Annotated in this window: 11 protein-coding genes; 9 read left to right on the forward strand and 2 right to left on the reverse strand. The window is 53.7% G+C overall.

Annotation, left to right across the window (positions count from 1 at the left end):
- Positions 1-160 precede the first annotated feature (160 nt).
- Together ACFQPC_RS02335 and ACFQPC_RS02340 are read left to right on the forward strand one after the other, a co-directional pair.
- Positions 161-1549, forward strand: coding sequence for an MFS transporter (locus ACFQPC_RS02335; protein WP_382270035.1), 1389 nt, complete (start codon positions 161-163; stop codon positions 1547-1549).
- 508 nt (positions 1550-2057) lie between these two features.
- Positions 2058-3020: an MBL fold metallo-hydrolase gene (locus tag ACFQPC_RS02340; protein WP_382270036.1), complete on the forward strand. Its 963-nt coding sequence runs from the start codon at positions 2058-2060 to the stop codon at positions 3018-3020.
- A gap of 117 nt (positions 3021-3137) precedes the next feature.
- Here ACFQPC_RS02340 and ACFQPC_RS02345 read toward each other — a convergent pair whose 3' ends face one another.
- Positions 3138-4082 carry a TIGR03571 family LLM class oxidoreductase gene (locus ACFQPC_RS02345; protein ID WP_382270037.1) on the reverse strand — a complete coding sequence of 315 codons (945 nt, stop codon included), beginning with the start codon at positions 4080-4082 and terminating at the stop codon, positions 3138-3140.
- 3 nt (positions 4083-4085) lie between these two features.
- Positions 4086-4760 carry a DsbA family oxidoreductase gene (locus ACFQPC_RS02350; RefSeq protein WP_382270038.1) on the reverse strand — a complete coding sequence of 225 codons (675 nt, stop codon included), beginning with the start codon at positions 4758-4760 and terminating at the stop codon, positions 4086-4088.
- Positions 4761-4879: 119 nt separating this feature from the next.
- On the opposite strand from ACFQPC_RS02350, the gene ACFQPC_RS02355 reads away from it, so the two are divergent.
- The 7 genes from ACFQPC_RS02355 (at position 4880) to ACFQPC_RS02385 (ending at position 12436) form a co-directional block, all read left to right on the forward strand.
- Positions 4880-5800, forward strand: coding sequence for a LysR family transcriptional regulator (locus tag ACFQPC_RS02355; RefSeq protein WP_382270039.1), 921 nt, complete (start codon positions 4880-4882; stop codon positions 5798-5800).
- Between the two features lie 133 nt (positions 5801-5933).
- On the forward strand, positions 5934-7124 hold the full coding sequence (locus ACFQPC_RS02360; RefSeq protein ID WP_382270040.1) for an FAD binding domain-containing protein: 1191 nt from the start codon (positions 5934-5936) through the stop codon (positions 7122-7124).
- A gap of 205 nt (positions 7125-7329) precedes the next feature.
- Entirely contained in the window at positions 7330-7572 is a 243-nt protein-coding gene (locus ACFQPC_RS02365; protein WP_382270041.1) for a DUF1427 family protein, read from the forward strand.
- Between the two features lie 241 nt (positions 7573-7813).
- Positions 7814-9655 (forward strand): amidohydrolase, encoded by a 1842-nt coding sequence (locus ACFQPC_RS02370; RefSeq protein WP_382271853.1) that lies wholly within the window; start codon positions 7814-7816, stop codon positions 9653-9655.
- A 4-nt stretch (positions 9656-9659) separates the two neighbouring features.
- Positions 9660-10079, forward strand: a complete 420-nt coding sequence (locus ACFQPC_RS02375) for a DoxX family protein (protein WP_382270042.1) — start codon at positions 9660-9662, stop codon at positions 10077-10079.
- Positions 10079-11659, forward strand: a complete 1581-nt coding sequence (locus ACFQPC_RS02380) for an MFS transporter (RefSeq protein WP_382270043.1) — start codon at positions 10079-10081, stop codon at positions 11657-11659. Before ACFQPC_RS02375 ends, ACFQPC_RS02380 begins: the two co-directional genes overlap by 1 nt.
- A gap of 84 nt (positions 11660-11743) precedes the next feature.
- A complete protein-coding gene (locus ACFQPC_RS02385) occupies positions 11744-12436 on the forward strand; it encodes a hydrolase (protein WP_382270044.1) in 693 nt (230 codons plus the stop codon).
- Positions 12437-12789 lie beyond the last annotated feature (353 nt).

The following is a 12789-nucleotide window of genomic DNA, read 5'->3' on the forward strand; positions in this document are numbered from 1 at the left end:
CTCATTCCCGTAAGCATTTTTTGACACACAAAAATGGCGTGCAGGCGATAGAGGATGGCCGCTCCTAAAGCGCCATCAGCGCGGTCTCGGAACACAGTACGAGGTCAGCGAAATATATCGCTACAACGACGTTTCAAAAAAAATATACATAGAGGATTCCATGAGAAAAAATGATCTTGAGACAGCAGCGATCAGCGCTGCCGACAGGCTGGAGCGCCTGCCCATCTGCAACTACCACCGCTTCCTGTTTATGGTGATTGCGCTGGCATTCTTCTTCGACAACCTGGACCTGGCGATGATGGCCTACCTGCTGGGTTCGATTAAAACCGAGTTTGGCCTCACTACTGCGCAAGCAGGCATGCTGGGAAGTGCCAGCTTTGTCGGCATGGCGATAGGTGCAGTCAGCTCGGGCATGCTGGCGGATAAATTCGGACGCAAACCTATCTTTCAAATCAGCATGATCATTTGGGGTGTGGCCAGTTATCTGTGTTCCACTGCAAATGATCCCGTTTCGCTCGCTATCTATCGCGTCTTGTTGGGGATAGGCATGGGTATGGAACTGCCCTTGGCGCAGACCTTGTTGTCTGAGTTTATTCCTGCCAAGCGAAGGGGGAAATACCTGGCACTGATGGATGGCAATTGGCCCATTGCATTTATCTGTGCAGGCTTGATGTCGTACTACGTTCTTGCATCCTACAGCTGGCGCACGATGTTCCTGCTGGGCGCTATTCCTGCAGTATTCCTTTTTGTTATCCGGCGATATGTGCCTGAATCACCACGCTGGCTTGAATCAAAAGGGCGGCATGCAGAGGCATCCAACATTGTCGACGGCATAGAGGGTGAAGTGAAGAAGATACTAAAAGTAGATTCCCTGCCACCGATAGTGCAAACCGCAATGATGCGGGATCAGGAAGCGTTTGGCATAAAAGTCCTGTGGTCTGCGGTTTATCGGCGCCGCACACTCACTGTCTGGGGCTTGTGGTTCTTTGCGCTGCTTGGCTTTTACGGCTTGAATACATGGATAGGGGCCTTGCTGCAACAGTCCGGTCTTGAAGTCACCAAATCCGTTCTCTATACCGTGTATATCGCCTGTGGCGGCATCCCCGGTTTCCTGTGGGCGGCCTGGGTGGTGGAACGATGGGGGCGCAAGCCGGCCTGCGTTTCCACACTGCTGGGTGGTGCGGTCATGGTGTTCATCTATGGCTGGGTCGCCAGCTCTGCGCATACCTTTATCGCGCTGGTATCGGCCGGTGCGATGATGCAGTTCTTCATGTTTGGCATGTGGGCGGTGCTCTACACATATACCCCGGAGCTGTACCCGACACGGGCTCGTGCATCAGGTTGCGGCATGGCTTCTACCGTCGGACGTCTCGGCTCATTATTGGGGCCTACGATCGTCGGCGTGATTTTGCCATTGGTCGGGCAGATTGGTGTCTTTACTGTTGGGGCAGGCTGTTTCGTGGTTGCAGCATTTATTGTCTATCGATTCGGCATCGAGACGCGTGGTTTGTCCCTGGAAGAAATTTCGGAAATCAAGATACGGAAGTAGTGTGACGCAGATAGCAAGTTGGGCGGCAAGGCCTGGCGTCGATTAATACAAAAAAGGCAGACCACGGTCTGCCTTTTTTGTATTCCCCCTGATAAGGTTGGGATATTGTGAATGTTCCAAGACGCGCGCTTGAGCAAGGATGTCTGTCCCTGCGAAACTATGATCAGGCGTTCGAGGATCCAGTACGCTAGGGCGGACATCAGCAAGAGCACGCCGTAAATGGCGGACTAAAGGCAACTTCATGCATTCGTTTTTTTATGCATGCTCACCGATGTTTATACTGGGTGGTGCAAACAACTTAAACCATGCAAAAGCATTCTGATACAAGACAGGCCACATTTCATTTTCTAAGATCGGGATGCCTTCCAAGTTCATCGGAGCGTTACCTCAAGCCGTGTCTGCAGGAGCTATCTGATCGTCGCAGGATATATAAGCTCACGCTCGTTGCGCGAGCCGACATACTTGGGTGGGTGCACATGTGCTAACTACTCAATATATAGGATCCCGAATGAATATCTCTCGTTTTTACAAGCCTGTTGCGCCGCTAGCGGTTTTGCTCGCTGGCATGCTTATACAGACATTTGCAACGGCTGCTGCGCCGCAAGTCAAAACCCAGGCTCCCGGTTACTACCGTATCCCGATAGGCAGCTATGAGATTACGGCCCTTAGTGATGGGACAGCCGAGTTACCGGTTGAGAAGGTGTTGCATGAAGCACCGAAAAAAACGACAGCGGCCTTGCGCAAACATTTTCTAAGTACGCCGACTGAAATGTCTTTCAACAGCTTTCTTATTAATACCGGGAACAAACTGATATTGGTTGACACCGGTGCCGGCAGTCTTTTTGGGCCTACCCTGGGGAAACTGGTCGACAATCTGAAGGCAGCCGGTTATCAGCCCGAGCAAGTGGACGAAATTTATATTAGCCATATGCACCCGGATCATATAGGTGGTTTGGGCAGCGATAAGCTGGTCTTTCCGAATGCGATTGTGTATGCAGATAAACGTGACGCCGACTACTGGCTGAGTGCATCCAATATGGCGAAAGCATCATCGGAAAATAAAGAATTTTTTGCGGGTGCCATGAGTACGGTTGGACAGTATGCAAAAGCAGGGAAGCTGAAGACCTTCGATGGAAATACCCAACTTGAAACCGGAATTAAGGCAGTCGCCAACTATGGACATACGCCAGGTCATACTATTTTTGTCGTAGAGAATGGCGGACAGAAGCTGGTGCTTTTGGGTGATATGGTGCATATCGCTGCGGTTCAGTTTGACAAGCCTTCGGTCACCATTTCTTTTGATTCAGACACCAAGGCGGCGCGCGCGAGACGGATAGCGGTGTTCGCTGAAGCCGCCAAACAGGGATATTTGCTTGGCGCATCCCATCTGCAGTTTCCCGGCTTGGGACATATCCGGGCTAAAGGAAATGCGTATGAATTTGTTCCGGTAAATTATTCAATACCGCATTGAGTTTTGTAACTGTGGCAGCCGACCTGCCATGTCGGCTGTTTTTGTACGCATGGGATACGGATAATTTTAAAATCAACTTGTGACGGACCGCCATGCCTGCGGACAGGAACGCCTCCCTCAAGGAGGAAATCGGGGAATGACGTATTGACCGATTTCCTCGATTATTTCTCCCGCATTGCGCTGCTTGAGTGTCAAATTAAGGATGACATGGCTTACCCCCATCGTCTTCAGCCCTGCCAGATATCTGTTTAATCCATTACGCCCTGTACGTAAGCCCAATTCCAATGGCTCCGTTGCGGTGTCCGGATCACTGCTTAATTCGAGTTGGATAGACTGGATAAATGGCTTGTTCAGGCTTGCTCCCTTTTGCTCCAACGATAGTCGCCACAGTCCTATGCGCCCCTGCTGGCGTGCGTCTTCCCGATGATAGGTGGCCCAGGCATCGGCATGCTCGGCAATCCACTGCAGCGACTGTCTAGACGTGCCCACCACGATCATAGGAATGTCGCTGGCGGGTTTGCTCATGAGATCGAATCCGCCTGTGGCTGATCTCAGTACTGAGCGCTGTTCGTCCGACGAACTTAACGCTGATCGCAATAGTTTCCAGTGCTCCCGGTAAACGGCTGCTCTCGTTTCCGGGTCCTCATTGAAGGCGGCAAATTCTGCTGGTCGATCTCCGGACCCCAAGCCAAGAATAAACCGTCCCTTGCTTAATCTATCCATACTCAGCGCTGTTTTTGCCAGATGAATTGGATTGCGTAGCGTGAGGACCGCCGCCGCCGTACCCAGCGCAATCCTCTTGGTCACACCGGCGATGCCCGCCAACCAAATGAATGGATCATCGAGATTGCTTGCGGTATTGGCACTTCCTTGCGGCACCATCAGTGGGACATCGCGTACCCACAAGGCTTTAAAACCCAATTCGTCAGCCATCGCGGCCAGCCGGAATTGATCTTCCATGTCAGCCAGATCATGCGTAGCGTCGCCGAACGGTGTCATTAAGCCCAGCGTCAATTCGCCATTCTGGAACACCTGGGTGTGGGCAGAATTGAAATGTGGCATCAATTAATTCCTGGCGTTATGGGTGGAAGAGGGGCTGTCGGTGGCTATCAGTCCTGCGGCACGATGCAGCACGATCCTGAAGTGCTCCATCGATTGTGCGCCACTAATTATCTCTCCGTTGATATTAATCAGCGGCACACTGCGTATACCATCGAGCTGTATGGCATGTTCTGCTGCGCGCACTTCATGCACACCGGCATCGCTGGCGAGGAAGTTTACGGCTGTTTTCCGAGGAAGTCCGTTGTCCCGGGCAATATCGGCCAATACTTCGATATCGCCGATATCAGCACCGCGCTCGAAGTAGGCGGAGAATACCGCTCCTGCTATGGCAGTGGCTACGCCCTCGCGCCTTGCCAGTTGCATGAGGCGATGAGCAAGAAACGTGTTTGGCGTCTTCTTGATGGCGGCGTAGTCAAATGCGACCCCTTTATTTTGTGTCGCCTGCACGGTGTGTGCGTCCATTGCCTGGCTGCGTTCCCAACTGCCGAATTTCATCGTTCGATAGGTTTTACGGTCCATCCCCTGGACTGGCATATCGGGATTGAGTTCAAACGGATGCCAGCGTGTCTCGACGGTGATGCCGTCCGGCAGTTCGTTAATTGCCTGACTCAATTGACGTTCGGCGACGAAGCACCAAGGGCAAATGAAATCGGATGTGATATCGATGATGAGCTTCATAGTAATCTCCGCATGAAATGATCTTCAGCACCTATGTTGCAGCCATTCATCGGAAATGATAATGCATTGAAATATGATATGTTCTTTGCGTTTTGTGCAAAGATTGATTGGAGAATATCTTGGACCGATTCGCTGCTCTGAGCGCCCTCGTAGCGGTTGTCGAACACGGTGGCTTCGCACCCGCGGCACGTCGCCTGGATTTGGCACCGTCGTCGCTAACGCGACAGTTGAACGTGCTGGAAGAAAGCCTGGGCACTATCCTGCTGAACCGTTCCACCCGTGCCGTCACCTTGACTGAGGCAGGGCAGCGCTACTACGAAGACGCGCGCAGGATTCTTGAGGAGCTGGAGAACGCTGATCGCTCTGCGAGCGAGTTGGCCGGCCCGCCAAGCGGTTTGCTGCGGATCTCCCTACCCGCGGCTTTTGGTCGCTTGCACGTAGCGCCTGCACTGCCTTTGTTTTTGCGCCAATGTCCGGACATGCGTCTGGATATCCAGTTAAGCGACACGATCGTCAATTTGGTGGATGACCGGATTGATGTTGCCATTCGCCTGGGCTCGCCAGCATCAGACAATTTGGTCGCCCGCAAGCTTGCGCCGCATCGGAGGGTGATATGTGCCAGCCATGACTATCTTGGTGAACATGGTGTTCCGACCCAGCCGGGCGAGCTATCCGGACACAATTGCTTGTTGTTCGACTACGCGACCGTCACGAGTACCTGGAATCTGACGCGTGACGGCAAGACAGAGAAAGTGTCAGTCTCGGGCAACTTGCGCGCCAACGGCTCCGAGCTGCTGCGCGAGGCCGCCATCGGCGGTGCCGGACTATTGCTCATGCCGACCTGGCTGGTCGGGGAAGACATCGCTGCCGGCCGCCTGGTGCCGGTACTGGAGGAATGGTCGCCCGCTGTTGGTGCAGACGATGGCGCGATCTGGGCGGTTTACCTGCAAAGCCGGCGTGGCTCCAAGAAGCTGGCGGCTTTTCTGGATTTCCTAGTGCAGCACTTTGGCACCCCCCCCTATTGGGAGCGTTATAAATAAGCGTTGCCTCTTTCCCGGGGAGGCGACGATTGCCGTCTTCTTTGCGTCTGGCGCAAAGAAGATAGCGAAATATATCTAATTATCATCAGAATAAAATTGGAGCACAGTGTGGGCATCGCAAAGGAGCCACGCCATGCCCAGTTACCCTGTTTCCCAACCCACCCTCGCAACCCGTCCCCGCGCCCTGGTCATCGGTGGCTCGCTTGGAGGTTTGTTCACGGGTAATTTGTTGCGTCATATCGGATGGGATGTCGATATTTTTGAGCGTTCGGCGCACGATCTCGACAGCCGTGGTGGCGGTATCGTGTTGCAGCCGGACGTGGTTGAGGTGTTTCGCCGGATCGGCGTCGACTTGAATGAAATCGACCTGGGTGTGTCCTCGGTCCATCGCACGGTATTCCAGCCGGATGGCCGTATCCGCTCCAGGCAGTACGCACCCCAGACGCAAACCTCATGGTCACTGATCTACACCACACTGCGATCAGCCTTTGCGGATGCCCACTATCACCAAGGCAAGGTACTGACGCTGGTCGAACAGGATGCCGGTACCGGCAAGGTCACTGCCCACTTTGCCGATGGTAGTTCCGAGATAGGCGATCTTCTCATCGGCGCAGATGGAGGAAATTCGGCAGTACGCCAGCAGTTCTGGCCCAATCAAGTAGCGACGTATGCAGGCTATCTGGCATGGCGCGGGCTAGTCCCGGAAAACGAAATGCCCGCTATCGCCCGGGACGCACTGCTTGGCGACTTCGGCTTCGCCAACAACACGGGGTCCCATATCCTGGGCTATCTGGTGCCGGGTGAGAATAACGACGTACGTCCCGGTCATCGCCTCTACAACTGGGTGTGGTATCGCGTGGCGGATCCGATTCAGTTGGAACAAATCATGATAGACAGGGACGGTCGGCAGCGTGGCTATTCCCTGCCCGAAGGTATGTTGGCCGAACACTGGATAGAACATATCTACCGGGAAGCGCAGCTGCTGTTGCCGCCCGGTTTCCGCGCCGTTGTCGAGGCGACGCAGCAGCCATTCGCGCAGGCGATCCGGGACCTTGCTTCGGACCAGATGGTAGCGGGTCGTGTTGCCATACTCGGCGATGCGAGTGCGATACCGCGCCCACATACTGCAGCGAGTACCTCGAAGGCCGCGTCCAATGCAATGGACCTGGCCGACGCACTGCTAGCCTCGCCAGCAGATATTGATGCGGCGTTGCATGCTTGGGCACCGCGACAAATCGCGCTCGGGCAAGCATTGCGTCGCAAAGGGACTGAGGCCGGCGACTATCTGCTGTTTCATCGTATTTCCATCACAAGTCCCGCCTGATACAGGAAGAAAACATGCGCAATCCTGTCTTGCACTGTTCCTGCGATTGTTTTGGCGTATGCACTTTACAACTTTGCCAGGCCATAAGGTTGGACATCGGAGTTGACGGCCGTCAGCAGCTTTAAAAAATAGCATTCTGATACAAGTGTATGTTTAACGGATAACTAATAATCCACTTCATATGAAGATCTCGAGGAGGTATTCCATGTATTTGATTTCCATCGGAACCGGAGTGTTGGTCGGCGTGCTGTACGGACTGCTCCATGTACGTTCACCGGCACCACCGGCGATAGCGTTATTGGGGCTGCTCGGCATGTTGATCGGTGAACAATTGGTGCCTATCGCCACCCGCATCCTTCATCGAGAGCCTATAACTATGTCGTGGTTTTGCGAAAACTGCACTCCCAAGATTACAGGCGTCGACGCTACAGAAAAAAACAAGAAATAACTTGCATAACCATACTTCCAATTTACTGTTTTCTTACATCTGACGGGTTCTTCTCATGAATAACAATCGTAGAAATGTACTCAAGTCCGTTGCTTCCGGGGCCGCGTTGGCGACATTCGGTACCATCGGTGGTCGCTCCGCTCCAGCTGCTGCGGCGAATGCTGCTAACCCTGGTCTGCCGGCCAAGGCCCAGGCAGCGGGGAGTACGGCAGCGACCGCGATCGGCGGTACGGCTGGCACCATGATTTTGATCAACGGTCGTTTCCATACCGTTGACAAGAGTCGCCCGACTGCAACTGCGGTCGCGATCAAGGATGGCAAGTTCCTTGCCGTAGGCGATATCGAGGATGTGATGCGCCATCGCACCCCGGATAGTCAAGTGATAGACCTCAATGGTCGCACCGTGATCCCGGGTTTGAACGATTCGCACATCCATTTGATCCGCGGCGGTTTGAACTACAACCTCGAATTACGCTGGGAAGGTGTGCCTTCGGTCGCAGATGCTTTACGCATGTTGAAAGAGCAGGCTTTGCGTACACCTAATCCACAGTGGGTACGTGTAGTTGGCGGTTGGACCGAGTTTCAGTTCGCAGAGAAACGCATGCCGACACTGGATGAAATCAATGCCGCTGCGCCGGATACGCCAGTGTTTGTATTGCATCTTTACGATAGGGCATTACTTAATCGCGCTGCCTTGCGTGCGGTTGGTTATACGAAGGACACGCCGAATCCTCCAGGGGGTGAAATTCAACGTGATAAGGCGGGTAATCCGACCGGCATGTTGGTGGCGAAACCGAATGCACTAATTTTATATGCGACGCTGGCCAAGGGACCGACCCTGCCACGTGAGCTGCAAGTGAATTCGACCCGCCAGTTCATGCGCGAACTGAATCGCCTCGGCATCACCAGCACCATAGATGCGGGCGGTGGCTTCCAGAATTACCCGGAAGACTACGAAATTATCAGTGAACTTGCACGCGAACAGCAGTTGACAGTGCGCATCGCCTATAACCTGTTCACCCAGAACAAGGGCAAGGAGCTGGAAGATTTCCAGAAGTGGACAAATATGATCAAGCCCGGGCAGGGCGATGATTTTTATCGACACAACGGTGCCGGTGAAATGCTGGTGTTTTCTGCCGCGGACTTTGAAGACTTCCTGGAGCCACGCCCTGAACTGGCGGCAGGCATGGAAGACGAACTGGAAAAAGTGGTGCGCCATCTGGTGTCACAACGCTGGCCGTTCCGCCTGCATGCTACTTACGATGAGTCTATAGGCCGCATGCTGGATGTGTTCGAGAAGGTCAACCGCGATACGCCATTCAATGGCTTGCGCTGGATGTTTGATCATGCAGAGACGATTACGCCACGCAATATCGACCGTGTCCGCGCATTGGGTGGTGGTATTGCGATTCAACACAGGATGGCGTTCCAGGGTGAGTACTTTGTTGAGCGTTATGGCGCCGAAGCGGCAGCGCATACGCCACCTATCAAACGCATGCTGGATGCCGGCATACCTGTGGGTGGTGGCACCGATGCGACCCGTGTCGCCAGCTATAACCCATGGACGGCCTTGTACTGGCTGGTATCCGGGCGCACGGTAGGCGGTATGAAGTTGTACCAGGCTGGCGCACAGCTATCACGTGATACCGCATTGGAGTTGTGGACCAATGGCAGTGCATGGTTCTCCAGTGATCAAGGCAAGAAGGGCCGCATTCAGGAAGGCCAATTGGCCGATCTGGCCGTATTGTCGGCAGATTTTTTCAGTATCCAGGAAGACGCAATCAAATCGCTGGAATCGGTCTTGACCGTCGTGGGCGGCAAGATCGTATTCGGTGCAAATGAGTTTGTGAACCTCGCACCGCCACCGATCCCGGTATTGCCGGACTGGTCACCGGTCAAAACGGTGCCAGGTCATTACCGTCAGGTGAGTGCACGCCAGCAAGTCGCAGCCTTGCCGCATCAATGTGCCGGTGCATGCGGTGTCCATATGCATGCACACGATGTGGCGCGCAAATCTTCCGTACCTATTTCAAATTACTCCGGTTTCTGGGGTGCACTGGGTTGCAGCTGTTTTGCATTCTGACGCCATGACAAAAACTTCTTTTGGCCTGAATGCGCCACACATTGATCTCGGCTTGCTGTTTCTGCGGCTCAGCGGTGCTTTTATGCTGTTCCACGTACATGGCTGGCCCAAAATCGTGCATTACAGCGAGGAGCTGGTACGGATCGAAGACCCTTTTGGTTTGGGTACGACCTTTTCACTGCTGGCGGCGATTTTTGCAGAAGTGATATGTGCGGGACTGATCGCGATAGGTTTGCTGACACGCTTGGCATGCCTGCCCGTCATAGCGGTGTTGGTGGTGTCCATGTTGATCGTGCATCCGCAATGGTCTATTGCCGAAGGACAATTTGGCTGGTTGCTGTTGATTATTTTTACTGCGATTGCGTTGTGCGGTCCCGGCAGGTTTTCAGTAGATGCAATGTTCGCACGTAAGCAGGAGGACTGATGGCGAACTCCTCTTTTAGTCCGCTGAAAAATAAGCTGTTCCGTGCCTTATGGCTAGCTACGGTTGCATCAAACATCGGTACCTGGATGCATGATGTGGGCGCCGGCTGGATGATGACTTCGCTGAGCACCGATCCGTTCATGGTGGCTTTGGTACAGGCCGCGACCAGTCTCCCCATGTTTTTATTTGCCTTACCTTCCGGTGTGCTGGCCGACATCATCGACCGTCGCAAGTATTTATTGTTTGCCCAGTACTGGATGCTGGTCACCGCAGCGGTACTGAGTGCGTTGGCATTTCTCGGCATGGTGACGCCTGAAATTTTGCTGGCCGCGACGTTCTTTCTCGGTATCGGTGCGGCAATGGCGGCCCCGCCGTTCCAGGCGATCGTGCCTGACCTGGTACCCAAGGAAGACCTGGCGGCGGCAGTTGCACTTAACTCGCTGGGTATCAATATCAGCCGCGCTATCGGACCGGCGCTGGCCGGTGTGATTCTGTCTTTTGCCGGACCGGCGGTGGTGTTCACGCTGAATGCCTTGTCGGTACTGGGTGTGGTCGCCGTACTGTATTTCTGGAAGTCGCCGCCGCGGGTGCAGCGTTTGCCGGCTGAACACTTCCTGCCGGCGGTGCGTGCCGGCTTGCGCTATGTACATGCCGCACCGGTATTGCAAGTGGTCTTGATCCGCGCAGTTGCTTTCTTTGTATTTGGCAGTGCAGCGTGGGCTTTGTTGCCGCTGGTGGCAAGGAATGGCCTTGGCCTGGGAGCCGGTGGTTATGGCATTTTGCTGGCTTGCATAGGCGTGGGTGCGGTGGTCGGTGCCCTGGTCTTGCCGGGTTTGCGCAAACGTTATTCCAACGACATCCTGGCACTGGGTGCGACGTTGATCTTTGCCGCTTCGATGTTGGCGCTAGGGCTGATGAAAAACGCGGTGTTGCTGGGTGTCGTGTTGCTGTTTTCCGGCTTTGCGTGGATCGCCATGCTGTCCATCCTGAACGTGGGTGCGCAGCGGAGTTCAGCGGGCTGGGTCAAGGCACGGGCGTTGGCGGTGTATCTGGTGGTGTTCTTTGGTTCGATGGCCATGGGTAGTGCAATCTGGGGGCAAGTGGCGGGGAAGTTCGGTACATCAAATGCACTTGTCGCCGCGGCGATCGGCATGGCCTTGTTCTGTGTCACGGCATTGCGCTGGCGTCTCGATTTATCGCCGGACCTGAATTTGGCGCCATCAAAACATGTGAGCCAACACGAATCCGTAGATGAGACAGATGGTCCGGCACACGATTCCGGGCCGGTGATGATCACGGTCGAATATTTGGTCACGCCCGAAAATCAGGCCGATTTCAAAATCGCAATCCAGGAAATGCGCCGCGTGCGGCGACGTGGCGGTGCGCTGACGTGGGGGATTTTTGCAGATACCGCCAGGCCGGGTCGTTATGTAGAAACCTTTGTAGTTGAATCCTGGCTTGAACATTTGCGGCAAGAGTATCGATTTACCGAGAACGACAGGGCGATCACCACGCATGCGTACAGTTTTCATAGCGGTCCGGAAGCACCCCATGTCGAACATTTTATTGCAAGCGTATAGGGCAGTGGATAGGCATTTTTTACCCATTTGATTTTTTACCGGCTATGAGCATTCATAGTTATTTTCAACTTAATGGAGCAAAGCATGAGCAATTCGAAACTGGAAGTATTGACCCCCAAGAATTCGCAAATTATTTTTATTGATCATCAGCCGCAAATGGCGTTTGGCGTGCAATCGATAGATCGTCAGGTGCTGAAGAATAATGTGGTGGCACTGGCCAAAGCCGCCAAGGTATTCAATATTCCGACCACCATTACGACGGTGGAAACGGAGAGCTTCTCCGGCCATACTTATCCTGAATTGCTGGATGTGTTTCCGGGTAAAGATATACTCGAACGGACTTCAATGAATTCCTGGGATGACCAAAAAGTACGCGATGCGCTGAAGGCAAATGGCCGTAAGAAAATCGTTGTTGCCGGCTTGTGGACCGAGGTGTGCAACAACACCTTTGCACTATGCGCGATGCTGGAAGGCGACTATGAAATTTACATGGTGGGTGATGCCTCCGGCGGCACATCGTTGATGGCCCACGATCTTGCGATGCAACGCATGATCCAGGCTGGTGTGGTTCCTGTCACCTGGCAACAGGTGATGCTCGAATGGCAGCGTGACTGGAGACATAAAGAAACCTATGACGCCGTTACCACGATAGTCAAAGAGCATTCGGGCGCCTACGGTATGGGCATCGATTACGCCTACACCATGGTACACAAAGGTCCTGAACGTGCGGTCGGCCCACACAAAACATTGGCACCGATAGCCGCTCCGGTACGCTGAAGTATATGAGTTGCTGTACCGTGGTGCAGCAACTCTTATTCGCTTCGGTATGGTCTTTAACTGGCGACTTGCATCGCCGAATGTATGCAGCATATTATTCCAGTGTCATCTGGAATGTTTACCAAACAGACCCTGGTCCCGGCAATCAAGTAAATTTCTCAAAAAATTGCCGGACTCCGTTGCTAATGCCATGGTGTGATGATCGCACCATTCAGGCGTCCTGGTTCTATCAACGCTACTGATTGATGGATCTCCCTAAACTTGTTGATTGCTTGATTGTCGGGCAAGGAAACGGCGGCTGAGGCAAGTATTGAAAGATGATAGACCCGATCGGGACATCTTCGATTCACCGC

The sequence above is a fragment of the Herminiimonas glaciei genome (assembly GCF_042664955.1).
Taxonomy (GTDB): Bacteria; Pseudomonadota; Gammaproteobacteria; order Burkholderiales; family Burkholderiaceae_D; genus Oxalicibacterium; species Oxalicibacterium glaciei.